Origin of the sequence: Lacicoccus alkaliphilus DSM 16010 (assembly GCF_900142805.1) — a bacterium.
GTDB classification, from domain to species: Bacteria; Bacillota; Bacilli; order Staphylococcales; family Salinicoccaceae; genus Lacicoccus; species Lacicoccus alkaliphilus.
On the sequence record NZ_FRCF01000003.1, the window covers coordinates 61,750 to 87,192 of the forward strand.

The 25,443-nt window shown below is 49.6% G+C and carries 28 protein-coding genes; 16 read left to right on the forward strand and 12 right to left on the reverse strand.

Annotated features, from left to right (window positions below):
* Positions 1-132 precede the first annotated feature (132 nt).
* Together BUA12_RS04980 and BUA12_RS04985 are read right to left on the reverse strand one after the other, a co-directional pair.
* Positions 133-402 (reverse strand): 4a-hydroxytetrahydrobiopterin dehydratase, encoded by a 270-nt coding sequence (locus tag BUA12_RS04980; protein ID WP_072709044.1) that lies wholly within the window; start codon positions 400-402, stop codon positions 133-135.
* Positions 403-475: 73 nt separating this feature from the next.
* Positions 476-763 carry a YerC/YecD family TrpR-related protein gene (locus BUA12_RS04985; RefSeq protein ID WP_072709046.1) on the reverse strand — a complete coding sequence of 96 codons (288 nt, stop codon included), beginning with the start codon at positions 761-763 and terminating at the stop codon, positions 476-478.
* Positions 764-923: 160 nt separating this feature from the next.
* Between BUA12_RS04985 and BUA12_RS04990 the strand changes: the two genes are divergently transcribed.
* Genes BUA12_RS04990 through hisIE form a run of 9 tightly spaced genes read left to right on the forward strand, consistent with a single transcriptional unit; the run spans position 924 to position 7,777 of the window.
* Positions 924-1,727, forward strand: coding sequence for an ATP phosphoribosyltransferase regulatory subunit (locus BUA12_RS04990; RefSeq protein ID WP_072709048.1), 804 nt, complete (start codon positions 924-926; stop codon positions 1,725-1,727).
* On the forward strand, positions 1,724-2,326 hold the full coding sequence (gene hisG, locus BUA12_RS04995) for an ATP phosphoribosyltransferase (RefSeq protein WP_072709050.1): 603 nt from the start codon (positions 1,724-1,726) through the stop codon (positions 2,324-2,326). Before BUA12_RS04990 ends, hisG begins: the two co-directional genes overlap by 4 nt.
* The gene (gene hisD, locus BUA12_RS05000) at positions 2,326-3,561 is read left to right on the forward strand and encodes a histidinol dehydrogenase (protein ID WP_072709052.1); all 1,236 of its coding nucleotides are present in this window, start codon (positions 2,326-2,328) and stop codon (positions 3,559-3,561) included. Before hisG ends, hisD begins: the two co-directional genes overlap by 1 nt.
* 4 nt (positions 3,562-3,565) lie before the next feature.
* Positions 3,566-4,552: a pyridoxal phosphate-dependent aminotransferase gene (locus BUA12_RS05005; RefSeq protein ID WP_072709054.1), complete on the forward strand. Its 987-nt coding sequence runs from the start codon at positions 3,566-3,568 to the stop codon at positions 4,550-4,552.
* Positions 4,545-5,123: an imidazoleglycerol-phosphate dehydratase HisB gene (gene hisB / locus BUA12_RS05010; protein ID WP_072709056.1), complete on the forward strand. Its 579-nt coding sequence runs from the start codon at positions 4,545-4,547 to the stop codon at positions 5,121-5,123. Before BUA12_RS05005 ends, hisB begins: the two co-directional genes overlap by 8 nt.
* Positions 5,120-5,695 (forward strand): imidazole glycerol phosphate synthase subunit HisH, encoded by a 576-nt coding sequence (hisH, locus tag BUA12_RS05015; RefSeq protein ID WP_072709058.1) that lies wholly within the window; start codon positions 5,120-5,122, stop codon positions 5,693-5,695. The genes hisB and hisH overlap by 4 nt, the downstream gene beginning before the upstream one ends.
* The gene (gene hisA / locus BUA12_RS05020) at positions 5,695-6,396 is read left to right on the forward strand and encodes a 1-(5-phosphoribosyl)-5-[(5-phosphoribosylamino)methylideneamino]imidazole-4-carboxamide isomerase (protein ID WP_072709060.1); all 702 of its coding nucleotides are present in this window, start codon (positions 5,695-5,697) and stop codon (positions 6,394-6,396) included. The genes hisH and hisA overlap by 1 nt, the downstream gene beginning before the upstream one ends.
* The gene (gene hisF / locus BUA12_RS05025; RefSeq protein WP_072709061.1) at positions 6,393-7,157 is read left to right on the forward strand and encodes an imidazole glycerol phosphate synthase subunit HisF; all 765 of its coding nucleotides are present in this window, start codon (positions 6,393-6,395) and stop codon (positions 7,155-7,157) included. Before hisA ends, hisF begins: the two co-directional genes overlap by 4 nt.
* Entirely contained in the window at positions 7,154-7,777 is a 624-nt protein-coding gene (hisIE, locus tag BUA12_RS05030; RefSeq protein WP_072709062.1) for a bifunctional phosphoribosyl-AMP cyclohydrolase/phosphoribosyl-ATP diphosphatase HisIE, read from the forward strand. The genes hisF and hisIE overlap by 4 nt, the downstream gene beginning before the upstream one ends.
* Positions 7,778-7,829: 52 nt before the next feature.
* Here hisIE and BUA12_RS05035 read toward each other — a convergent pair whose 3' ends face one another.
* Positions 7,830-9,182, reverse strand: coding sequence for an alanine/glycine:cation symporter family protein (locus tag BUA12_RS05035; RefSeq protein ID WP_072709063.1), 1,353 nt, complete (start codon positions 9,180-9,182; stop codon positions 7,830-7,832).
* 358 nt (positions 9,183-9,540) lie between these two features.
* Between BUA12_RS05035 and BUA12_RS05040 the strand changes: the two genes are divergently transcribed.
* The 7 genes from BUA12_RS05040 (at position 9,541) to BUA12_RS05070 (ending at position 15,431) form a co-directional block, all read left to right on the forward strand.
* Entirely contained in the window at positions 9,541-10,659 is a 1,119-nt protein-coding gene (locus BUA12_RS05040) for a muconate/chloromuconate family cycloisomerase (RefSeq protein WP_072709064.1), read from the forward strand.
* A gap of 62 nt (positions 10,660-10,721) precedes the next feature.
* Positions 10,722-11,516, forward strand: a complete 795-nt coding sequence (locus tag BUA12_RS05045) for a dioxygenase family protein (RefSeq protein ID WP_072709065.1) — start codon at positions 10,722-10,724, stop codon at positions 11,514-11,516.
* Positions 11,517-11,579: 63 nt separating this feature from the next.
* Positions 11,580-12,047, forward strand: coding sequence for a DUF3237 domain-containing protein (locus tag BUA12_RS05050; protein ID WP_072709067.1), 468 nt, complete (start codon positions 11,580-11,582; stop codon positions 12,045-12,047).
* A gap of 11 nt (positions 12,048-12,058) precedes the next feature.
* Complete coding sequence (locus tag BUA12_RS05055; protein WP_072709069.1) at positions 12,059-12,892, forward strand: alpha/beta fold hydrolase; 834 nt, start codon at positions 12,059-12,061, stop codon at positions 12,890-12,892.
* Positions 12,893-12,898: 6 nt separating this feature from the next.
* Positions 12,899-13,585: a CoA transferase subunit A gene (locus BUA12_RS05060; protein WP_072709071.1), complete on the forward strand. Its 687-nt coding sequence runs from the start codon at positions 12,899-12,901 to the stop codon at positions 13,583-13,585.
* The gene (locus BUA12_RS05065; protein ID WP_072709073.1) at positions 13,582-14,232 is read left to right on the forward strand and encodes a 3-oxoacid CoA-transferase subunit B; all 651 of its coding nucleotides are present in this window, start codon (positions 13,582-13,584) and stop codon (positions 14,230-14,232) included. The genes BUA12_RS05060 and BUA12_RS05065 overlap by 4 nt, the downstream gene beginning before the upstream one ends.
* Positions 14,229-15,431, forward strand: a complete 1,203-nt coding sequence (locus BUA12_RS05070; RefSeq protein WP_072709075.1) for a thiolase family protein — start codon at positions 14,229-14,231, stop codon at positions 15,429-15,431. The genes BUA12_RS05065 and BUA12_RS05070 overlap by 4 nt, the downstream gene beginning before the upstream one ends.
* A gap of 37 nt (positions 15,432-15,468) precedes the next feature.
* Here BUA12_RS05070 and BUA12_RS05075 read toward each other — a convergent pair whose 3' ends face one another.
* The 9 genes from BUA12_RS05075 to BUA12_RS05115 form a co-directional block, all read right to left on the reverse strand.
* Entirely contained in the window at positions 15,469-16,248 is a 780-nt protein-coding gene (locus tag BUA12_RS05075; protein ID WP_178138226.1) for an IclR family transcriptional regulator domain-containing protein, read from the reverse strand.
* Between the two features lie 81 nt (positions 16,249-16,329).
* On the reverse strand, positions 16,330-17,754 hold the full coding sequence (locus BUA12_RS05080; RefSeq protein ID WP_072709077.1) for an SLC13 family permease: 1,425 nt from the start codon (positions 17,752-17,754) through the stop codon (positions 16,330-16,332).
* A 71-nt stretch (positions 17,755-17,825) separates the two neighbouring features.
* Entirely contained in the window at positions 17,826-19,898 is a 2,073-nt protein-coding gene (locus BUA12_RS05085) for a TRAP transporter permease (protein ID WP_245772755.1), read from the reverse strand.
* A gap of 85 nt (positions 19,899-19,983) precedes the next feature.
* Positions 19,984-21,045: a TAXI family TRAP transporter solute-binding subunit gene (locus BUA12_RS05090; RefSeq protein WP_072709079.1), complete on the reverse strand. Its 1,062-nt coding sequence runs from the start codon at positions 21,043-21,045 to the stop codon at positions 19,984-19,986.
* A 38-nt stretch (positions 21,046-21,083) separates the two neighbouring features.
* Complete coding sequence (locus BUA12_RS05095) at positions 21,084-22,280, reverse strand: acyl-CoA dehydrogenase family protein (RefSeq protein WP_072709081.1); 1,197 nt, start codon at positions 22,278-22,280, stop codon at positions 21,084-21,086.
* 32 nt (positions 22,281-22,312) lie between these two features.
* Positions 22,313-22,867, reverse strand: a complete 555-nt coding sequence (locus tag BUA12_RS05100; protein WP_072709083.1) for a Fe-S-containing hydro-lyase — start codon at positions 22,865-22,867, stop codon at positions 22,313-22,315.
* Positions 22,868-22,877: 10 nt separating this feature from the next.
* Complete coding sequence (locus BUA12_RS05105; protein ID WP_072709085.1) at positions 22,878-23,720, reverse strand: fumarate hydratase; 843 nt, start codon at positions 23,718-23,720, stop codon at positions 22,878-22,880.
* A 16-nt stretch (positions 23,721-23,736) separates the two neighbouring features.
* On the reverse strand, positions 23,737-24,258 hold the full coding sequence (locus BUA12_RS05110; protein WP_072709087.1) for a MaoC family dehydratase: 522 nt from the start codon (positions 24,256-24,258) through the stop codon (positions 23,737-23,739).
* Between the two features lie 24 nt (positions 24,259-24,282).
* Positions 24,283-25,431 carry a CaiB/BaiF CoA transferase family protein gene (locus tag BUA12_RS05115; RefSeq protein WP_072709089.1) on the reverse strand — a complete coding sequence of 383 codons (1,149 nt, stop codon included), beginning with the start codon at positions 25,429-25,431 and terminating at the stop codon, positions 24,283-24,285.
* Positions 25,432-25,443 lie beyond the last annotated feature (12 nt).

The following is a 25,443-nucleotide window of genomic DNA, read 5'->3' on the forward strand; positions in this document are numbered from 1 at the left end:
ATTCCGGATATGCCCGGAATTCAGGCCACAAAAATGTGCATGTCCTTACAAAACTCATCGGTGATCGCACGCTGAAAAAGGGCGGCATCCAGATCTGGATGCCGCCCCTTCTCTTTCAATATCGATTCCACCTTATGCCTTCAGTACATTATCGGTCGCCTTTGCACCGGCGACATCTTTTTCGGTCAGTTCCTTCTTCGAGAATGTCGTCCATGTGATGGTCACGTTGGTGTGGTTGATTTTAACGCCGGGGTGGTGCTGCACACTTTCGGCGTATACTCCAAGTTTGCTTACGAATTTTATTCCGTCGAGGTATTTGTCGAATTTGTAAGTTTTCTTGAGCTTTTCCCCGTCGAGTTCCCACCCGTCCAATTTTTCAGCTTGTTCTTTCACGTCGCTCATTGATCGGTCACCTCCATAGAATGCTTATTCCACTTTACCTTTTGTGCCGGTCTCTTAAACACGCTGCCGAGAATCAGTCGAGCCTGTCGATGACCCGGTGGTAGCCGTCACTGCCGTAATCGAGGCAGCGTTTGACCCGGGAGACGGTCGCGCTCGAGGCGCCGGTCCTGTCCTGGACCTTTTGGTATGTCTGCCCTTCCTTGATCATTTTGGCGACCTGGAATCTCTGTTTGAGGGCGATCAGTTCATTCGTTGTGCACAGGTCGTCGAAAAAATGATAGCAGTCATCCAGGTTTTCGAGTTTTAAAATACCTTCGAACAGGTCGTCAAGCTCCTGACCTCTAATATTATCTATTTGCATAAAGACTCCCTCCATTAATAAAGTCATCTTAACAAAATACTTTAGCGAATTAAAGTGTTAAACAATCTTTCCTGGAACCCTTGCATCTTTCCGGTATATTTGTTATTATCAGATTTATTAGTTATTCTTCACTACGCTAAAGTGTTAAAGGAGATTGGATATGGAGAACACATTGATCATCAACCGCTTGAAGCTCGCGCAGGATTATACAGAGCTGCTTGACCGTGAAGGTTATCACCTGGTCGATATGAACATGGTGGAGCCTTTTTATATTGAAGATAAAGAACATCACCCGTCGACGATCATTTTTGAAAGAAATGAGCAGCTGATGTCGATCCGCAGCGACTGGACACGTTCTCTCTTGAATTACAATGAGAATTTCTATCTCAGCCAGCGTTTTTTCGGCTACTTCGGTCCGGTGGTCCGGGGTTATGAAACATTTTACCAGGCGGGTGTCGAGCTGTACGGCCCGGGTGAAGATGAAGTCTTAAAAAGCATTGATATGCATCTGTCGTTCTTCAAAACCAAGACTGCTGATACTTACAGTGCAGTCGTGGTGAACAATGACAAGCTGATTGATTTATATATGGAAAAGTATGGGCTGGATGCATCCATAAAGGAGCTCATATACGAGAAGAACATATCCGAGATCAGGAAGGTCCTGGGCGGGGACCACCCGCTCACGGTGCTGATGACGGCCAAAGTGAGCGATCAGATCGATATCATCAACGATGAATTCCAGGAAAGCGAAGCACTCGATTTCATCAATCATTTGAGGAGTCACCTCGCAGATTATAATATGAAATTCATCCTCGACCTCTCGTTCCGATCGCCCCAGTCATACTACAACGGCTTTTATTTTCAGGTGTTCCTGAACCACGATTACCCGTTGCTGAGCGGCGGCGAATACAACAGCAGTGCATTCGGCATCGCTGTGAATCTTTCGAATGGAGGTTTGTTATGATTACTGTAGCGTTGACAAAAGGCAGATTATATAAGGATTTCACAGCTTATCTGGAAGATAATGATTTGAATCAGTACATCGACCCTTTGTCGGAAGATACCCGTTCGCTTTATACGGTCGTCGATAATGTGAAATTCATCTTTGCGAAAGGTCCCGACGTGCCGACTTACGTTGAAAGCGGTGTGGCTGATATCGGGATCGTGGGATCTGATATCATAGAAGAGGACACATTCAACATACTGAACGTCTCACAGCTCCCTTTCGGCGACTGTCACTTTTCAGTGGCCGGCCTGCCCGATCAGACGGAGTTCAGGACCATCGCCACGAAGTATACGAATGTCGCTTCGAAATACTTCCGGGATAAGAAGACGGATGTCTCACTTGTGCATTTGAACGGTTCCGTCGAGCTCGCCCCGCTGCTTGGGCTGACCGACGGCATCGTCGATATCGTCCAGACGGGCAACACATTGAAGGATAACGGCCTGATCGAGTATGAGAAGATACTTGACATCCATGCCCGTCTCATAGCGAATAAAAGGACCTTCTATACGAAGGAAGATGAAATCTATAAATTTCTGACAGAAATCGGGGTGTTCTGATGGATGCTTTGGAATTCAAAGAAGTGTTCGAGGAAAAGTACGTTCAGAACCAGAGCTTTGAAGGCATGAACGACGTGATCAAAATCATTGAAGATGTTAAGCGGAATAAAGATGCGGCACTGAAAGAATACACGGCGAAGTTCGATGGTGTGACCCCGGCGGATTTCAAAGTCCCTCAGGAAAACCTCAGGAAAAGTTTCGAGTCGCTGCCGGATGAAGAGAAAAAGGCACTCCGGACGATCAAAAAGCGGATTGAAGACTATCAGGAAACGATAAAATATTCCGATCAGGATGACGGGGAATTCAAATACGTCTACCATCCGATTGAGAAAGTCGGCGTCTATGTGCCCGGCGGCCGCGCGCTCTATCCATCGAGCGTGCTGATGACGGTCGTGCCCGCCCTTTCAGCAGGCGTTAAGGAAATCCATGTGGTGACCCCGACGTTCGAAGAAAACAATATCACTTTTGCGGCATTATATTTGTGCGGTATTGAAAATGTCTACACGGTCGGCGGCGCCCAAGCGGTGGCCGCCCTCGCCTACGGTACTGAAACGATACCCAAAGTCGATAAGATCGTCGGGCCCGGCAATTATTACGTGGCCCTTGCAAAGAGGCTGCTGTTCGGCCAGACCGGCATCGATATGATTGCGGGGCCGAGTGAGATCCTTTTGTATGTGGATGAAACGGTGGACTTGGACTCGATCGTCTATGACATCTTTGCACAGGCGGAGCATGATGCGAATGCGCGTACATTCCTGCTCAGTGAGGACGCAGGGATCATCGGCCGCATCGAGGACAGACTTCAGGAAATGCTGGACGATCAACCGAGGGTGGAAATCATGAAGGAATCCATTGAAAATAATCATTATGCGGTGGTTGATTACAGGGAATCACTGCTCGATCTTATAAATTACATCGCACCGGAACATGTTTCCGTGCAGCACCGGGATTCTGATATGATCATCAGGAACATCAAATATGCAGGCGCGGTTTTTGAAGGCCATCATTCGCCTGAAGCGATCGGTGATTATGCAGCGGGGCCATCCCACGTGCTGCCGACGGACCGCACCGGACGCTTCAGCCACGGCCTCAACGTCAACGATTTCCTCACAAGCCACGCAGTGATTTCCCTTGAAAAGGCAACGTTTGACGAAATCGCAAAACCGGCAATGACGGTGGCGAAACGGGAAGCACTGGATGCACATTATCAGTCATTGAAAATAAGAACGGAGTGATTTCATGATCATCATGGACAGGAATACGAGTCCAATATCACCATTGTCGGAAGAAGCGATGGTGGATGTATTATCCAAAACGAAGATTAATGAGTATCCAGGTGCGGAAATCGACCACTTCAAACAGTTATATGCAGATCATTACAACATCAGTCCGGATTACATCGAAGTGGCGAACGGGTCGGATGAGTGGATCCAAAAGACGATCATGACACTGGGGCAAAACGGGGTCATGACCGTTGCACCGGATTTCGTGATGTATAAGGAATACGCGGATCAGATCGATGTGAAATTCAACACGGTGCCATGCAACACCGATTACCGGTTCGATTTCGACGAAGTCCTGAAGAGGATAGATGAGGAGAGGCCCTCGTTATTCCTCATATCCATGCCGCATAACCCCACCGGCCAGCTGTTCGATTATGAAGAGCTGGAGAAGCTGGCCGGGGCGATGAAAAGTATCGGCGGTCATCTCGTCATCGATGAGGCATATGCCGAATTCGGGCCGGAATTCGATAAGCCGGCCGGGGAGCATGTGCTCATCATCCGTACTTTGAGTAAAATGTATGGTGTGGCTGGCCTCCGGGTCGGAGTGGTGATTGCTGAAGGTGAAACTTTTGAAAAAGTGACCCGCATCAACCACCCCTACCCCGTCAATTCCCTGTCATTGAACATGGCTTCCAAAATCTTCGAAGAGAAGGAAGCACTGGCAGAGTTCGTCGCTTACCAGAAGCGGTCGAAAGAAATGCTGGAAACGGCATTCAAAGCGGTCAGTGAAAAAGTCAATGTCATGGAATCCTATACGAACTTCGTATTCACATACGGCAAAGAGGCAGTGTCGCTCGGTACATACCTCATGGGGAATGGGTTCAGATGCAGAATGTACAATGATGACTCCTTGAAGGACGTCGTCAGATATTCGATCATCAGGCACGAAGACTATGATGGTTTGAATAAACTCATTAAAGAATGGAGCAATCAGCATGTATGAAAAAGAAAGATCCACTAAAGAAACGAAGATAAAAGTCGTATTGGATGATGAAAAATCATTCAAGGCATCCAGCATCTCCACTAAAGTCGGTTTTTTCGACCATATGCTGACACTGCTCTCCTTCCACTCCGAACTGTATCTGCATATTGAGGCGGATGGTGATATCGAAGTGGATGATCATCACACAGTGGAGGACGTCGGCATCATCCTCGGTCAGCTGCTCAGGGAACTGTATGTGGACAAAGCTTCATATCAAAGGTACGGCACGACATACATCCCGATGGATGAGTCCCTGGCACGCGTCGTCCTTGATCTGTCCGGACGGCCGCACCTCAATTTCCAGGCGGAGTTTTCACGGGAAACAGTCGGTGCCTTCGATACGGAGCTCGTAATGGAATTCTTCAATGCCGTCAGCATGAACAGCCGTATGACACTCCATGTGGACCTGCTCAAAGGCGGCAACACCCATCATGAAATCGAGGCCATTTTCAAAGCCTTTGCCCGGAGTCTGAAAGCGGCGCTGCAGGAAAGCGAATCAGGCGTGCCGTCTTCCAAAGGGGTCATTGAATGATAGGTATCGTCGATTATTCCCTGGGAAATATACAGAATATCAAAAATGCACTGGAAAAACTCGGTGAAGAATATATTTTATCCGGTAATAAAAAAGACTTGATGGCATGTGACACAGTCATCCTGCCCGGTGTCGGCCACTTCGGGGAAGCGATGAAGACGATCGAGGCACTGGGGATCAAGCAGGACCTGATTGAACTTGCTGAAACGAAAAGGATGGTCGGCATCTGCCTCGGCATGCAGCTGTTGTTCGAACACAGTACGGAGGGTGACGCAGACGGGCTTGGGCTCATCAGGGGCGCCGTGGAGCGGATCGATACGGGCTATCCCGTACCGCATCTCGGATGGAACACTTTGGAAAGTGAATATGAATCACTCGATCAAAAGGATGTTTATTTCATCCACAGCTTCATGGTGACCGGGTCGCCGAGCATCATCGCAACAGCGGAATACGGCTCGGATATACCGGCCGTGGCACAGTACGGAAACGTGACAGGCATCCAGTTCCATCCCGAGAAGTCGGGGGCGGCGGGCCTTGAAATATTAGAAACGGCAATCAAAGGAGGATTTTGATGAATATCATTCCGGCAGTGGATATTATAGATGGTCAGAATGTACGTCTCACGCAGGGCGACTACGACCAGAAGACGGCGATGAAACGGACGCCGGAAGAAGCGGTGCAGTTTTATTCGACATTTGAACAGGTGGGAAGGATCCATATCGTGGATTTGATGGGGGCTCTCAAACAGAACGCACTTGAGACGACCATCATTTCCAAGCTGAAAACCCTGACCGACCGTCCGCTGCAGATCGGCGGCGGTCTGAGGAGCATCGAGACGATAGAGGTATATGACGGCATCGGCATCGATTATTTCATCCTGGGCACACGGGCGATCATGGACATCGACTGGCTCAATGAAGTCACGGCACGTTACCCGAACAGAGTCTTCGTCGGTGTGGACGCACGGGAAAATGACATCTATGTCAACGGCTGGACCGAGAACAGCAACATCACGATCGACGACTACCTTGAACAGGTGGAAGGCCTGGACCTTGCTGGCATCATCTACACGGATATCAACAAGGACGGCATGAACCAGGGACCGAACTTTGAGAACACGAAACGCATCAATGACTTGACTCGGCACACCGTCATTGCGAGCGGCGGCGTGCGCAATAAAGAGGATCTTGAAAAGCTTGAATCCATGGGGATTGAAAATGCGATCGTCGGCAAAGCAAGCCATAGTGATGAATTCTGGGAGGGGATCAGATGATAAAGAAGAGAATCATCCCCTGCCTCGATGTCAAAGACGGCCGCGTCGTCAAAGGCGTGAACTTCGTCGGTTTGAGGGATGTCGGCAATCCCGTCGAACTTGCCAAACGCTATAACGCTGAAAATGCGGATGAGCTCGTCTTCCTGGATATTTCGAAAACACAGGAGGGGCACGACCTGATGCTGGATGTCATCCGTGAAACGGCAAAGGAACTGTTCATACCGCTCACGATCGGCGGGGGCATCAAAAGCGTCGGTGACATCAGGCAGCTCCTTAATGCAGGGGCGGACAAAGTCAGCATCAATTCGGCAGCCATCAAAGCGCCCGGCTTGATCAGGGAGGCGTCGGACATTTTCGGCAGCCAGTGCATTTGTGTGGCAATCGATGTGAAGTACGACGATGCGCGGGAAGATTACTATGTCCATACACACGGTGGCAGTAAAGCCACAGACATAAAAGCATTCGAATGGGTGGAGCAGGCAGCGGACCTCGGTGCCGGTGAGCTGTTGATCACGAGCATGGATCACGACGGTGTGAAGGAAGGGTTCGACATCAAATTCCTTAAGAAAGCGGTCGGACTCGTCGACATCCCGATCATCGCAAGCGGCGGTGCCGGAAATATCGGCCATTTTGTCGAGCTGTTCAAAGAAACCGGCATTTCTGCAGGCCTTGCAGCATCGATCTTCCACAACCAGGAAGTCGGCATCAACGACCTCAAAGAGACACTGAAAGAGGAGGAGATCGAGGTGAGGCTGTCATGACACCGGATTTCGACAAAGGAAACGGACTGCTTTCCATCATACTTCAGGACCGGCGCACCGGCCAGGTGCTGATGAACGGCTTCATGAACGAAGAAGCTTACGAAAAGACAGTTGAAGAAAAGGTCGTATGGTTCTATTCAAGAAGCAAAGGCCGCTTATGGAAAAAGGGAGAAACCAGTGGACATATCCAGGCGGTGAAGGGTATGGCGCTCGACTGCGACAATGATGCACTGCTCATCCAGGTCGAGCCCCACGGGCCGACATGCCACCTGGGCACGCAGAGTTGCTTCGGCGATGACCATTTCAGCGTGCAGAGCCTTGAAAAAATCGTCGAAAGAAAAATCGCACATCCGGAAGAAGGATCATACACCAAATACCTGACTGATGAAGGACTGGATAAGATCCTGAAGAAATGCGGGGAAGAAATGACTGAAATCGTCATCGCCGCGAAGAATGATGATAAAAAGGAAATCATCGATGAAACGAGCGACCTGATGTATCACCTGCTCGTCATGCTGCAGCATCAGGGCGTCTCCTTGAAAGAGGTTGAAGATAATCTGAAAGAACGGCATGGAGAGAACCTGACTTACAAAGTGCGGGAAGATATAGATGAATGGTAAATGAAAAAGCATCCGGGCAACTTGCCCGGATGCTTTTTGATGCAAAATATCTCTACCCTATCCCCTGTTCTTTCTCTCTCTTTCTTATATCTATGAACACCTTAGTTTCGGCTGCAACGACACCTGATAGAGCGACAAGTCCGATCAAGTTCGGAACAGCCATCAATGCGTTGAAGATGTCTCCAAGGTTCCATACAGTTTCAAGTGACATCGTTGCACCAGGAATGATTGCCAGTACAAAGATCGTTCTGTATACCATTGTAAGTTTTGACCCCACAAGGTAAGTGAAACATTTTTCCCCAAAGTATCCCCAGCCGAGGATCGTCGAGAAGATGAATGTCAGTAAAGTGATGGCGACTACGTAGTTGCCCACACCCGGCAGGAAGAACTCGAATGATTGTGCAGTCAGTGCTGCACCTTCCACACCTGTGGTGTACATGTCAGCCATTACCAGAGTGATACCTGTAATCGAACATACGATGATCGTATCGATGAACACCTGTGTCATGGAAATCAACGCCTGGCGTGCAGGTACATCCGTTTTTGCTGCGGCTGCTGCGATACCGCCCGTACCCAGTCCGGCTTCGTTTGAGAAGAGGCCGCGGGCAACACCCATACGTATCACGGTACCCAGTGCACCACCGGCAACAGCATTACCTGTGAATGCGTCAGTGAATATCAGGCCGACGGCTGCAGGTATCAGATCAAAATTCAGAATCATGATGGCAAAACCGGCCACAAGATAAAAGACGATCATGAACGGTACGAGTATACCGGCTGTACGGCCGATACTTCTGATGCCGCCCAGCAGTACAAGGCCGATCAGTACTGCCATGATCACACCCGTCAGCCAGGTAGGTACGTTGAAGACATCAAGTGCCACACCTGAAGCGGCGTTCGCCTGTATCATATTTCCTATGCCGAAAATCGCTGCAAAGACTGCAAAGAACGCAAACAGTACGCCCAGCCATTTTTGGCCGAGCCCATGTTCCAGATAATACATCGGTCCGCCCGACATTTCCCCTTTGGCGTTCTTCTGTCTGTATTTGACCCCGAGTATACCTTCGGCATATTTAGTTGCCATACCGACGAGCGCTGTCATCCACATCCAGAATACGGCGCCCGGCCCCCCGATCACTACAGCAGTGGCCACACCGACCACATTACCGGTACCGACGGTCGCTGCAAGTGCAGTCATCACCGCCTGGAAATGTGAAATATCCCCGGCGCTTTTATCATCCTGTTTTGTAAACAGCATCTTCAAAGAATGCGGTAACATGCGAAACGAGAAGAAAGAAAGCCTGATCGTTAAAAATAAACCTGTGCCCACTAAAAATATGATCAGTGGAAGACCCCAGACGAAACCACTCAATTCAGCAGTAATATCTGCAAACCATTCACCCATTGTAAACATCCCCTTTATTATGTATTCATCACAAATCTATATAAATATTCTGACAATGTCAACATTCTGGACACAATTAAAATGTACAAAAAAGTGTATTATATCTCAATATGAAATATAATTACGATATTATCATCATAATATTTCATATCGATTCTTCAAAAGCGCTTATTATATAGAGTGATGTAAATAAATTACATGTATATATATATCGAATTCGAGAGTAAAAATATAATTCATAATATGTTTATTAGTAATTTTCAAAATATTCATTGACAACGCTTTCAACCACCAATACAATGTAATTATGTTCGAATAACATATCTTAGTACTAATATCGTACAAAGGGGGTGCTGAAATGGATAACGTCTATATTGATGAAGTCGAAACTTTCATAGTGGACCTGCCGGTGAAAAGGCCACATCAACTGGCAATGACTACGATCACCACGCAGGCGATTGTAATCGCAATCATCAAGGATAAATCAGGAAGAACAGGGGTCGGTGAAGTGGCGACCATCGGCGGGGCTTCATATGGAGACAGCACTGTGGAAGCGATCAAGGCGAATGTGGACAAATACATCGCCCCACATCTGATTGATCAGAGCCCGATTCGATTCAGCAAAATCATGGCTATGGTCGGTAAACATGTGAGAGGCAACCTTTTCGCCAAAGCAGTTATTGAAATGGCCTTGATCGACCTGGCAGCCAAGCAGCGTGAAATTCCTGCCTATCAGCTTTTCGGCGGTAAAATCCACGATTCGCTTCCATTGGCATGGACACTTGCCAGCGGAGATACAGCGAAGGACATCGAAGAAGCGGAAGAGATGCTGCACAAAAAAAGACATAATATATTCAAGCTGAAGATCGGCCATGGAGACCCGGGGGCGAATGTCAGGCATGTCGGTGAAATCGTCAAGGCCGTGGGAGGCCAATCCAGAATCACGGTGGATATCAACCAGGCATGGGATGAGTATATCGCAGCCAGACAAATCAGGGCGCTGGAAGAGATGGGTGTATCAATGATCGAACAGCCGCTTCCTGCATGGAATTATGAAGGCATGAAACGGCTGACCGAAAAATTCGACATCTCGATACTTGCAGATGAGTCGACGACCTCTTTGCATGATACATACCGCATCATCAAAGAGCGGGCGGGAGATGCGGTCGCACTGAAACCTGCCAAACACGGCGGTGTTCTCGAGACGAAGAAGATTGCAGGCATCGCGGAAGGTGCAGGTTTCGGCATCTACGGCGGCACCATGATCGAATCCACAGTGGGGAATGCGATTGCTGCAAGTGTATACTCGACGATATCCGAATTCAAATTCGGAACGGAAATTTTTGGTCCCCTGCTTTACCGGGACAGGCTGACGCTGGAAGAAATCAAAGTTGAAAACTTTGAGATACAGATACCGGATGACATCGGCTTTGGCAATACACTCGATTACGACAAACTGCATCACTATAAGAGATAAGCTCAATGGCAATCGACCGCAAAGCGGTCATAATATAAAAATTATCAATGGGAGTGTTGAATATGACAGTAAACAATCAATTACCAACCAGCAAAAACGATCGTGTGGAAGAGGTCTTCGACCTTTTCATCAAGCATATGCAGGGTTTCTTTGATGAAGCGCAGCTGAATCATGAGGAGTACACGAACTTTGTAAACTGGGCAGACCGCCTGGGTAAATCCGGAGAACTTCCATTATATGCAGACGTATTTTTAGAAACACATGTACTGCAGGCAATGTATACGGAACTTCCGGGCACCCAGCCTTCTCTGCTCGGCCCGTATTACGTTCCTAATGCCCCTTTCGTTGAGCCTGATGAGAATGGTGTAGTCGAACTGCCTCAGCGTGAAGATGAAGAAGGCGAGTTATTCTACTTCAGCGGCACGGTCAAAAATGTTGATGGGGAAATTCTTAAAAATGCAGAAGTCGACTTCTGGCAGAATGATTCATCAGCCAAATATTCGAACTTCGATTCTGATGCACCTGACTTCAATTTACGGGGACGTTTCGTGACAGATGAGGAAGGCAAGTTTACAGTGAAGACATTCTTACCGCTGCCATATTCGATTCCGGATCAGGGGCCGACAGGGGAATTCCTGGGCTATATGGACCAGCACCCTATGAGGCCGGCCCACCTGCACATCATGTTCAAATCGGAAGGGCATGAAACTTTGATCACCCAGGTATTCTTTGAGGGTGACGAGTGGATGGAAACGGATGTTGCTCAAGGTGTGCGTGACGAGCTCATTACAGACCCTGCAGATAAAGGCGACTACAAAGAATCACACCTGGAATTCGTACTTCGCAAGGAAAATTAAATCAAATCAGGGCATGGGGACATGCCCTTTTCATATTTAAAACGGTATATGGAGGAAAGAATCATGAAGGAGTTACCTGAACCGAAACTATCATTACTGGGGCATATGGAATTGTCCGTGGCCAAACCACATCTGCCCGAAAAGACACCGGTCGGCAATCGCAGGATCATCCAGGTGACCGGCGGTAAATTTGAAGGTGAATACTTCAATGCAAAAGTGCTTCCCGGCGGGGATGACTGGATCACTGTGCGCGAAGACGGCACCATCATCCAGGATGTGCGCATCACATTGGAAACTGATGACGGTGAAATCATTTTGATGACTTACAGGGGCATCAGGACCGGTGAGCGTGCCGTGCTGAATCGTCTGGACCAGGGGGAAGCAGTCGACCCGGATGAGTACTACTTCCGAACCAACCCTGTTTTTGAAACCGGAAGCGAAAAATATCACTGGATGAATAACAGAATCTTCATATCCAACGGCATCCGTATGCCGGAGGGCGTCAGTTATTCCATTTATACAGTTGAATAGGCGGTGGAATCATGAAAGTGATCAATACGAAAGATAAACAGATGAATGCAAACATCACTCAACATGCGGAAAGTGATGTCCTGATGATCTTCATCCATGGTCTGACTGGTAATTATCTGCAGATGCATCATTTCCAAAATCATTTTAAAGATAAATACAATACAATGAGCTATGACTTGAGCGGCCGCGGCGACAGTACAATGCAGAAGGATCCGTCGGGCATCGCTCAGCATAGTGAGGATCTGCTTGAAATGATCGAGTCGCTGGGTTATGACAAGATCATCCTCGCAGGATATTCCATGGGCGGATACATTGCCATAGATGTCGCAGGCCGGACTTCGAAAGTGAAGAAAATCGTGCTGTTGGACGGCGGCGGCGAAGCGGATGGGAATACGAGCAAACTGGTCATCCCGTCACTCGGCAGACTGGAGAAGACTTTTGAATCCAGGGATGAGTATCTGGAAATGATGAAGCAGTCATATGGCGCGATGGGCATAGAATGGAGCGGCGTCATGGACCGGGTGATCGACCACGAAATCACACAAGTGGAAGACAAAGTGATGCATAAATCGGATTATCATCTGACTAAACAGGATTTCGGGAGCTTTTATGAGTTCCCTTATGAAGCTGCATATAAAAAGGTCCGGGTCCCTGTCTTCCTCGTCATTTGCACCGGTCCCATCAAAGATGATACAGCGCTGTTCAGCAAAGAAGGCTATGATAAGATGCTGGAAACGATTGAAGAGATAGACTCGACAGTGAAAGGTATCAACCATTATGAAATAGTATTCAATGCCCAGGAAGATTTGAACGAAAAAATAGAGAAATTTTTGGATGAGGAGTAAACGAAGATGGAATCGAAAATCACAGATATTAAATCTGCCCTTCAACCGGTCAAGGATGGCGACACCCTTATGGTCGGCGGATTCGGGCTGGTCGGCGCGCCTTTGTCCTTGATAGATGAGCTGACAAAACTCGATGTGAAGGAACTGACGGTCGTGAGTAATAATGTAGGTGAAGCAGGAAAAGGTCTCGGTATTTTATTGGATCAGGGGAAGTTGAAAAAAGCGATCGGCTCATATTTCACAAGCAACAGGGAAGTCGCCAAATGGTACAATGCCGGCAAACTTGAACTCGAGCTCCTGCCACAGGGCACTTTGAGTGAAGCCATACGTGCCGGAGGTGCGGGCATCGGAGGTTTCTTCACCAAGACAAGTGTCGGTACGGATCTTGCCAAAGGTAAGGAGACCAAGGAGATCGACGGTGAGGAATATGTGTTTGAAAAAGCACTGAAATCAGATGTCTCGCTCGTGCGTGCCCATAAGGCCGATAAGCTCGGCAACCTTGTTTATTATAAAACCGCCAGGAACTTCAATCCCATGATGGCGACTGCCGGAAAATATGTGGTGGCCGAAGTCGATGAAATCGTCGAAGTCGGAGAGCTGAGTCCGGAAGAAATAGCGACCCAGCATATATATGTGGATAAAATCATATTGGCCGAACAAGTGCTGACGAAGGAAGGGGTGGTCCAGAAATGAGTATGAAGGACATGATTGCAGAACGTGCCGCACAGGCCCTGGAAGAGTATTCGGTGATCAACCTGGGCATCGGCATACCGACGCTGGTTGCGAATTACCTGGATAAGGAGAAGTATTACCTGCATACCGAGAACGGGCTTCTCGGCGTCACCTCCGTGGCTGAGGAAGATATCGACCCGGATATCGTCAATGCAGGCAAGCAGCCGGTCGGTGAAGCGACAGGTGCAAGTTATTTCCACAGTGCGGATTCATTTGCGATGATCCGCGGTTCACATGTCGATGTTGCGATACTCGGCGTCCTCCAGGTGGATGAAGGCGGCCGGGTTGCGAATTGGGCGATACCGGGCAAAGACATCATAGGCGTCGGCGGTGCGATGGACCTGCTCGTCGGGGCAAAAAAGGTCATTATTACAACGAATCATACTGCAAAAGACGGCTCCCCGAAATTCCTGAAGGAATGTACTTTCCCGATCACCTCGACCCGACCGGTGGATATGATCATCACCGACCTTGCAGTTTTTGAAAGAAAAGATGATAAATTTGAACTGATCGAATTGATGGGCGATACGACGCTTGAGGAAGTGGCAGAAAAAACGGAAGCGGATTATACAGTGTCGGAAGCATTGAAAAGGAGAGCGGTAGAATGAAAGAGGTAGTGATTGTGGACGCGGTAAGAACGCCGATCGGCAGGTATAAGGGCGCATTGAAGTCAGTCAGGCCGGATGACCTCGGCGCAATCGTCATCAAGGCACTTGTCGAAAGGAATCCGAATCTCGATGTAAACGGTATAGATGAAGTGATTTTCGGTAATGCGAACGGTGCCGGGGAGGAGAACAGGAACGTTGCAAGGATGTCCGCCCTGATTGCCGATCTGCCCGAGAGTGTGGCGGGTACGACAGTGAACAGGCTTTGCGGCTCAAGTCTTGATTCCGTCTCCATGGCAGCGCGGTCGATCATGACCGGTGAAATTGACATCGCCATCGCCGGCGGGACTGAAAGCATGTCGAGAGCGCCTTTTGTCATGCTGAAGCCTGAAAAGGAATTTCCTAGAGGCAACATGGAGTTCGTGGATACAACAATTGGCTGGAGGTTCCCGAACGATAAAATCAAATCCGGGCATGGTATCGATTCAATGCCGCAGACGGCGGAAAATGTAGCGAAAAGATATAACATCAGCAGGGAAGAACAGGATGAGTTCGCTTATGAAAGTCAGCAGCGTGCCAAAGCGGCCGTTGAAGCGGACCGGTTCAAGGAGCAGATGGTTCCCGTCACGATCACTGACCGTAAAGGCAATGAAACCATTGTCGATAAGGATGAGCATCCAAGGCCGGAAACCACCCTCGAAAAATTGTCCGCACTGCGTTCGATTTTTCCTGATGGGACTGTGACGGCCGGTAACGCTTCAGGTGTCAACGACGGTGCGAGTGCCCTGCTCATCATGAGCAAGGAAAAGGCGGATGAATTGGGGCTCTCACCTCTCGTCAAATATACATTCTCTGCGACTGCAGGTGTAGAACCTGCAGTCATGGGTCTCGGGCCGATCGATTCAACAAAAAAGTTGCTTGAAAAGACAGGACGTACAATTTCCGATGTCGGCCTGGTAGAGCTGAATGAGGCATTTGCTTCCCAGTCGATAGAATGCATCAACCAGCTGGGCCTGGACAGGGAAATCGTCAATGTCAACGGCGGTGCCATCAGTTACGGGCACCCGCTGGGTGCAAGCGGTGCACGCATCCTGACGGATTTGATCCATGAAATGAAACGGCGTGGCACAGAAACGGGTCTGGCCACGATGTGTATTGGTGTCGGCCAGGGTATATCATTGATGGTGGATAATATAAAATAATTCAAAAAGGCTGACCGGATTTTTCCGGTCAGCCTTTCTAAAATGGTAATTCTATCTCTGTGTTGCGGCTGATCAGATCAGCTGTTTCAAGAAGCGGGCCCAGAAAATCATCTTCCATTTCACGACGGGTGGTCTGTGAAGAGTTGGCTGAGCAATTGATGGCTGCGATGATATTCCCCCGCATATTGCGGATGGGGGCGGCTATGGAAATCAGCCCGACTTCCAACTGATCCTCACTGATTGCCCAGCCCCTCTCACGTATCACTTCGAATTCTTTCCTCAGATCATCTTCTTTATAGACAGTGTGGGGGGTAAGGGCTTTTAAGTCCGCCTGTGCAAAGTACTCTGCCATTTCCTCTTCATTCTTTTGGGCAAGCAGCAGTTTACCCATTGAAGTGGCGTACGCTGGAAGGTGTGTGCCGATATTCAATGAAATCTTCATGATTTTATTGGCGGGCACACGGCCGATATAAACAATCTCCCCGCCGACGAGCTTTGCAATCGAACTCGATTCATTCGTCTTCTTCGAAAGTTCCCGGAGCAGGGTCGTCGTAATTTCCCAACTGTCCCTTGCAGTCATATATGAATAGCCGAGTGACAAAACTTTGGGGGTGAGATAAAAACGGTTGTCGAGCATCTGCGCATATCCGAGGTTCACCAGGGTGATGAGCACGCGCCTTGCGGTCGGCCTCGATATATTTGTGAGCTTTGCCGCCGAGGATATGGTCAGGTGCTCGTGCCCGTTAAATGCTTCTATCACTTTCAAACCTTTCTCAAAGGTTTGGAGGTGATCCGCAGGATTAAATTCTTCGGTCATAATCATTCCTCATTTGTACGATAGTCAAAAATCTGTACTAATATCATAACATTTTATTTGCGATAAATCTTCTTTTCATCTTCATGGCCAAAAACCGATCAATGGCCAATAAAGATATGCCACCCCGGTGATGATGATGATGCTGGCGACAGTGGAAACGATGCCGGGCAGCAGGAAATCCTGCTGCTCCACCCTTCCCGTGCTGTGCACGACGACATTCGGCATGGTTTCCACGACCAGGATGAATCCGAGGAGCAGGGTTACAGCAGAGAGCACCGAAATCACAACGGGGTCCTGGCCCGATTGGGCCGACAGGCTGATCAGCACCGGCAGTAATGTGATGACTGCTGTTGAAACATTCGTCACACCAAGATGGTATATATGGGAGATGAGTACAGTGATCGGTATTGCAAGCCATGGATTGCTGAATACATCGACGATGACCTGAGGTGATACGAGTACTTCAAGTAAATCGACCGCACCGGATTCGATCAGTGAATAACCGAGCGATAATGTCGCACCGATGAGCAGGACGATGCCGAAGTTGATTTTAAGCAACTTCTGCCACTCTACAAAACCGACGACAGGCAGAGCCATCATCATGACAGCAAACAAGGCACCGAAAGTCGGGTGGTAACCGTGCCATGACTCGGTCAGCCAGATGAGGATGGTCGCAATGAGTATGAAGATGCATTTCATTTCCCCTGTCGTCAGCTTCCCGATCTCTTCATTCTTCTTTTTCATTTCCTGCTGCAGCGTATCGAATGAACGTTCACGCGGGGTATACATTTTCCACAGTATGAACATGATGGCAACGGTCAGAAGAATCCAGATCGGTGCGGTATATATGAACCATTCGAGATATGAGATGGACACCCCCACATACAGCCTCAGAAGTTCCACGGTCAGTATATTGCCTATCGCTGCAGTCAGGACGGCGACCCCGCTTATGCTGATGCCGAAGGCTGTACTGATGTAAAGCAGTTTATTGAAATTCGAGTCCCGTTTTATATCCGCTTCCCTGATGATTCCATCGAGGACAGGCATCATCAGGGACGCCCTGACGGCTGTGGCCGGGATGAAGAAGGCCTGGATCTGGTTGAGCAGGCCCACCCCTATATAGATGCCTTTGGAAGTGGAACCCATCGTTGCCAGAAGGGAGAAAGTCATGCGTTTGATGAGCGGGGTTTCGTTGACGCCGATGGCCATCATCATCCCGCCGATGATCAGAAAAACTGCCGGAGATGAGAATCCGCTCAGCACAGTTTCGATCCCGACCGGCCGGAGGAGCATCAGCAGCACCAGCACAATTATAGATGTCAATCCGATTGGAACCGGTGCAAAGGCCCATAAAATGAGTCCATAGAGCATGATTGAAATCGTCGCCCTCTCCGACCAGCCTATTTCTTCAGGCAGGAACAACAGCACTGCAACGAACAGTACAGTCGCCGCCAAAAAGATGATGATCCGGCGCAGACCGGGTGTATGATGATCTGTATTTATCATATGCCGCCACTCCATTAATTGTATGAATATTAAAGGAATACAGCATCGCATGCTGTATTCCCAAAAAAACATCAGGTTGTATTGAAGTTATTCCCATTATCGGATGAAAGCTCTTTTTGGTGCGGCCGGTCCTTATTGACGAATTTTTGGATCAGGGCCGCGGCTATGATGAGGCCGAGGGCGATGCCATCGGTCATGATATCCGCCACCATGAGCAGCAGGGCGATGCCGAGCAGCACGACCCTCGTATACCATGCGGCTCTTTTCCTGAAGAACCAGCCCTGCACGGCTGCCGACAGGAAATAAACGCCGAACAGCGCAGTGATGACTGCAAGGACGATGGCAAGCGAGTCGTCACTCAGGAGCAGGAGTTCCGGACTGTAGAACATCATGAAAGGCACGATGAATGCAGCCAGGCCGATTTTGAAGGCCTCCACGGCGGTCCTCATCGGATCGGTCCCGGTGATGCCTGCAGCAGCGAACGCTGCCAGTGCGACAGGCGGTGTGATGGCCGATAACACCGCATAATAGAATACGAACATATGCGCAAGGAGCGGGTCCATCCCCATCCTGACGAGCCCCGGGGCGACGACGGACGCGGCCACGGCATATGCAGCCGTCGTCGGCATCCCCATCCCGAGGATGATGGATAAGAGCATTGCAAAGATCAGTGCAATCAGCATGTTGTTGTCTGCAATCGTCAGAAGCATGGTGCTGAATCTCTGTCCCACACCGGTCAGGGCAATGACACCGACGATGATGCCGGCAGTGGCGACGATCGCGATGAGCTGCAATGCATTTTTCATACCCAGTTCCAGCGCTTCCAGCACTTTCATGAGCCCCATACGCGTCTCTTTACTGAACAGGCTCAGGACAAAACATAAGATGATGCCGACCGTACCGGCGAACACTATGCTGTATCCGGCAACCAAAAGGTAGACCAGTACGATGATCGGAATGAAGAGGTAGGCCTTCTTCACCAGATCTTTGATGTTGGGCAGCAGGTGGCGCGGTACGCCCCTCAAGTCTTCTTTCAAAGCCTGGAAATCGACCATGAAATAGACGGAGACGAAGTATAACAGTGCCGGTATGATTGCTGCAATGATGATATCCGAATAAGGGATCCCGGTGATTTCTGCCATGAGGAAGGCACCTGCACCCATGATCGGCGGCAACAGCTGGCCGCCCGTCGATGCCGTCGCTTCCGTGGCAGCGGCGAACCTTGGCCGGTAGCCGGTCTTCTTCATCAACGGTATGGTCAATGAACCGGTGGCAACGACGTTCCCCGCCGATGTGCCGTTGATGGAGCCCATGAGGGCTGAAGCGAATATGGCGACTTTCGCCGGCCCGCCGCGCATCCACCCTGCCAGCCTGAAGGCCACATCGATGAAGTACTGGCCGACACCCGACATCTGGAGGAATGCCCCGAATATGATGAAGAGGATGATGTATCTGGAAGAAACATCCGTCGTCACCCCGAACACCCCGTCAAGACCGTAAATATAAGTGACGAACCTTTCGAAGGAATAGCCGTTATGATTGAAGATGCCGGGCATATAAGGCCCCAGGAATGAATACGCGATGAAGACGCCTGCAAGTATCGGCAGTGTCCATCCGCTTGTCCTTCTCGTGATTTCCAAAACGAGCAGGACACCGACTGTCGCCACCACAACATCCAGGGTGGTCGGTGTGACCCCGAAACGGAACACCAGCGTCGTCAGGTTTTCCGCTATGTAGTAGCCGATGAATATTGCGGCTGCTATCAGAATCCAGTCCACTATAGGAATGCTGTTGGACTTCGTCTTCCATCCCTTATAGAACATCAGTGTCAGCACTGTGCCGAAAACGATGTGTGTACTTCTGAAGACCCAGGGGTCTATAGGATTGAAATTCAGGATATACAGGTGATAAAGGGCGCCGAAAACGGCAATGCCCATGAATAAATATCTTTTCCAGCCTGTAAGATTCCTGGTGCTCTCGGATTTTTCCAGAGCATCTTCAACAATTTCCGTATCGAGTTTACCCTCTTCATCCAATTCGGATTCAAGGGAAAGGTCATCATTATCGTCCGGTTGTTCTTCCGATCTTCTCTTTCTGTTTACTTCAACTTTTTCAGCATCTTCGTCATGAGTGTTTTTATTCAAGCGCTTCCCCCCCTTTATACCTGCATTAATACAGCCGGTTTCAACCGGCTGTATCAATAAGCAGAGCTAGCCTGTAAAAATGGTGTTACTCACTGTCATCCTCGTCGCTCCACTCTTCAGGATACACGTCATCAGCCAGTTCGATGCCGATTTCCTCATAGTAGCGGATTGCGCCCGGATGCATTGGGTAATCCGTGTTATTTGTGATGACTTCAGGATCTTCCGCTTCTGAAGCCGAGTTGTGGGTATCGATCATCTGATCGATGTTTTCGTGATATGCTTTTACAAGATCATAGACGAAATCCGAGTTTGCTTCTTTTTGAACTACACCGTAATTGAACTGTGAAACGGTTTCAATATCTTCATCCATTGAGTCATAAGTGCCGCCCGGGATGGTGAATTCCTGGAAATACGGGAGTTCTTCCATCACCGTCGAACGCTGCTCTTCCGTGAGGCCGTAGATGTTGATATCTGCCTGGGTTTCAGCTTCAACTACCGCTGAAATCGGGAGGCCTGCAGAGAAGCCGATATGATCCAGCTGGCCGTCAAGCATTTGTGAAACCATGTCACTTGCACCGGCTGCAACCTGGTCCCCTGTTTCAATGCCGAGGATGTCATAGATTATCGGGTTGTAAGTGCCTGGTGTACCGCCTGCAGGGCCGATGCCGACACGTTCACCCTCGTGGTCTTCAAGGCCTTCAGCACCGGTTGATTCCAATGAGAACCAGTTGAACGGCGTATCATACATCGGGAAAATGACGCGGATGTCATCATATTCCTGATCCGCCCATTCACCTTCGCCTGTATAGCCTTCATAAAGAGGGCCTTCCGTGACCATTCCGAGCTGAACATCATCTGCATCCAGAAGCTGTATGTTATGCACCGGACCACCTGTCACTTCAATGTTTGAAGAGATGTCGAGGTGTTCTTCAAGCAATGTCGAGAGGCCGCCGCCCCAGATGTAATAAGTACCGCCCTGCGAGGCTGTACCGACGGTTACGGTTGAAGGATAGTCATTTTCTTCAAAATCGGCTTCCGCTTCACCATTGCCGTTTTCTTCCCCGCCTTCATCAGTGCCTCCATCGTCACAAGCTGCCAAAACCAAAGCAAGAACCATCGTGCTGAACAATAACCAAAATTTCTTCATAAATAAAATCCCCTTTGTCATTATTTTATATTGACTGCCTAGTATGACCTTGGCATACCAAGCACGTGTTGCCCTATATAGGAAAGAATCATGTTGTTGTTCACCGGTGCGACCTGGTACATCCTTGTCTCCCTGAATTTGCGCTCGATATCATATTGATCGACGAAGCCGTTTCCGCCGTAAGTATTGATTGCGACGTTTGCAGCTTCCCAGCTTGCCTCACTCGAAATCAGTTTCGCAGTGTTGGCTTCCTCCCCGCAATTCTCGCCGGTGTCGAACTTCTCGGCGGCCTTGTATCTCAATGCATCGGCAGCCTTGATTGACGCATAAGCTTTCGCGATGGGGAACTGGACACCCTGATTTTCCCCGATCTTCCTGTTGAACACCTCCCTTTCGCTGGCATATTCGACCGCACGGTCGATGAAGAAATAACCATCGCCGATGCTTTCCGAAGCAAGCAGGATCCTTTCGGCGTTCATGCCGTCCAGCACATATTTGAAACCGCTGCCAACTTCGCCGATGACACTGTCTTCAGGCACCTTCATATCTTTGTACCAGATTTTATTGGTGGCATAATTGAACATCGTGCGCACGGACTCGACAGCCAGGGCGTTTGGCTGATTCTGCCTGATTTCCCTGAGGTCCACCAGGAATAAAGTCATCCCCCGGGACTTCTTTTCCACTTCTTCAAGCGGTGTGGTCCTTGCGAGCAGGAGCAGCAGATCTGATTGTCTGATCCGGCTCGTCCAGTTTTTGTGTCCGTTGATGACATAACCGTCATCCGTTTTTTCGGCAAAAGTTTCAATGGCTGTAGTATTTGAGCCTGCTTCAGGTTCCGTTATCGAGAAGGCCTGCATGCGGATTTCACCACTTGCGATGCCCGGCAGATATTTTTCTTTCTGCGCCTTGTTTCCGTGTCTGAGGAGGGATCCCATCGTATACATCTGGGCGTGGCAGGCCGCTGCATGGCCGCCGGCCCTATGTATCTCTTCCAGGATGATGGTGGCTTCCGTGAGGCCGTACCCTTTTCCGCCATATTCTTTTGGAATCAGCACCGATAAGTATCCGGCGTCCGTCAATGCATCGACGAATTCCTGCGGGTATTTCCTGTCGGGATCCAGCTCCCTCCAGTATTCATTACCGAATGTCTCGCACAGTTCCCGCACTTCCTTGCGCAGCTGCAGTCGTTCTTCTTCACTGAGTTTGATCGTTTCCGATTGTAATAGATCGCTCATCGTTATCAAGTTCCTCCTGATATTAAAGTTGGTCAATCATTGGCGAAAGACTGTTGTGAACTTTCATAAAAATCATTTCCCGCACTGTCATTGATGACGATGCAGGGGAAATCCTCCACTTCAAGTCTGCGTATGGCTTCAGTTCCCAGATCTTCATAGGCCACGAGTTTGGAAGCGGTGATCTTGCGGGCGAGCAGTGCGCCGGTCCCGCCGATGGCCACCATATATACGGCCTTATTCTCCTGAATGGCATCGGTGACTTCCCGGCTGCGGTAACCTTTCCCGATCATCCCCTTCAGGCCGTGTGCCAGAAGCGCTGGTGTATAGGCATCCATCCGGCTGCTGGTCGTCGGGCCGGCTGAGCCGATGACTTCGTCCGGTTTGGCCGGCGTTGGGCCGACATAGTATATCACCTGGCCTGTCAGGTCGACCGGAAGGTCTTCACCGCGCTCCAGTGCCTCAGCCATGCGTTTATGTGCCGCATCCCTTGCTGTATAGATTGTACCGGAAAGCAGTACGGTATCACCGCTTTTCAATTTCTCGGCAGCGCCGGGTTCAAAAGGCACCTTGATACGTATCTCGGACATATGGACCTCCTTAAATGACGAAATGCTTGTGTCTGCTGGCGTGACAGTTCAGATTGACTGCGACAGGGAGCGCGGCGATATGACAGGGCGCGGTTTCCACTTTGATATCCAGTGCGGTGGTGTTCCCCCCGAGCCCCTGCGGCCCGATGCCGAGCTGATTGACAGATTCGTGCAGTTCCATTTCGAGTGCGGCGATCCCCTCATCGGGATGCCTCTCTCCCACAGGCCTGAACAATGACTTCTTGGCAAGATAGGGCGCCACTTCAAAGTTGCCACCGATGCCGATGCCGACGACGAGGGGCGGGCATGCATTGGGACCTGCTTCCCTGACGGTCTTCATGATGAAATCCTTCACGCCTTCCAGACCTGCCGAGGGGGTGAGCATCTTCATTGCGCTCATGTTTTCAGCGCCCCCGCCTTTGGCCGACATCTGAACATCCAGAGCATCCCCCTCGACAAGTTCGATGTGGATGACGGCAGGGGTATTGTCCCCGGTATTGCTGCGTGTGATGGGATCATCCACAATCGAATATCTCAAATACCCTTCGTCATACCCTTTTCTGACCCCCTCGTTGATCGCATCTTCCAATTTTCCGCCGGTGATGTGACAGTCCTGGCCGAGCCTGACGATGAAGACCGAGACCCCTGTATCCTGGCACATCGGTACGCGGTTTGACGTGGCGATGTCCGCGTTCTCTATCAGTTGATTCAAAATGCTTTTTCCTGCTTCGGAGGTTTCGGTTTTGACCGACTCTTTAAAAGCATTGACCACGTCTTCACCAAGGTCAAAATTCGCCTCCTGGCAGATTCTTGAAACTTCATCGACGATTTCAGTGTATTGGATCACTTTCATAAGCCCGCCTCCATTGTTACTGTTTTTGCTGTTTGAGCACTTCTTCCAGTAATTCATTCCGTTGGTCCGGCGCGTGGGATTTCTTGTAGACCATCATCGTCCGGTCAAAGGAGATGACGATTTCGGCACGCTGATTGTATCCGTATGTCCTGACGTTGACGATGCCCACATTCGGGCGGGATTTGGACTCGCGCAGTCCTGTGACTTCAGAATAAGAGTAGATCGTGTCGCCTTCAAACACCGGTTTTGGGAGCTTGATATTATCCCAGCCGAGGTTCGCCATGGCATTCTGTGAAATGTCGGTGACGGACTGTCCTGTGACCAGTGCCAGTGTGAAGGTGGAATCGACGAGCGGCTTGCCGAATTCGGTATTCTCCGAGTAATAATCGTCAAAATGGATCGGATTGGTGTTCTGTGTCAAAAGCGTCATATAAATATTATCTGTTTTGGTGACCGTTCTTCCGAGTGGGTGCGGATAAATGTCCCCTTCAGTGAAATCTTCGTAAAATCGGCCTGTCCAACCTTCCTGTACACTCATTGAAACTCCTCCTGTTGTTCTGATTTAAGATTTTGTTGAAACACCTAATTCTTCCAATATCTTATCGGTGTGTTCCCCCAGAGCCGGGACATTCTTCATCACCGGTTTGTAATCTTTGGAAGTCACCGGTGGAAGCAGTGAAGCGATATTGCCTCCAGGCGTTCCGATTTCCCTCCAGCGGTCTCTGGCTTTCAGCTGTGGATGGTTGAAGAAATCCTTCATGGTATTCAACCTGGCGTTCGCTATCTTCGCTTTTTCCACCCGCTCTATCACGACATCCGAAGTGAGGTCGGAAAATGCTTCCTCTATGATCTCCTTAAGCGCTTTCCTGTTTTCGGAGCGCAGGTAATTCGCATTGAAACGTGCATCACGGGCCAGTGCTTCATCATTCAGCACTTCTTCGCAGAACTGTGCCCATTCCCTTTCGTTCTGAAGGCCGATGAAGACGGTTTTGCCGTCGCCGCATTTAAATGGGCCGTAAGGGTATATCGTGGAATGGCTGGCGCCTGTACGGTTTGGTTCCTGACCGCCGTATTGTGCATAATATGCCGGGTAGCCCATCCACTCTCCCAGTGCCTCGAGCATGGAGACTTCAAGGACTGTGCCTTTACCGGTTTTCATGCGGTTCATCAGTGCGGTGAGGATGCCGGTATATGCATACATGCCTGCAGCGATGTCCGCGATGGAGATGCCGGCTTTGGACGGCTCATCCTCGGTGCCTGTGACGGATACGAGGCCGGCTTCGCACTGCACCAGCAGGTCATAGGCTTTCTTCTGTTCATACGGTCCGCCTTTCCCATAACCTGATAAACTGCAGACGATCAGTTCAGGTTGCTTTTCAACCATCTCCTCCGGCACGAATCCCATGCGTTCAATGGCTCCGGGGGCAAGGTTTTGAATGAAGACATCCGCTTTTTCCAGCAGTTTGGAAAGGACTTCTTTATCATTATCATCTTTAAGATTTAATGTGATGGATTCTTTGGAACGGTTCGTCCAGACGAAGTGGCTCGACAAGCCGTTGACGGTGGTATCATAACCTCTTGCGAAATCCCCGACGCCGGGTCTTTCAACTTTGATCACCCTTGCTCCGAGATCTGCGAGCTGCCGTGTTGCAAAAGGGACGGCAATGGCCTGTTCCAAAGAGACGACTGTAACACCTTCCAGTGGTAACATTGAATTCCTCCT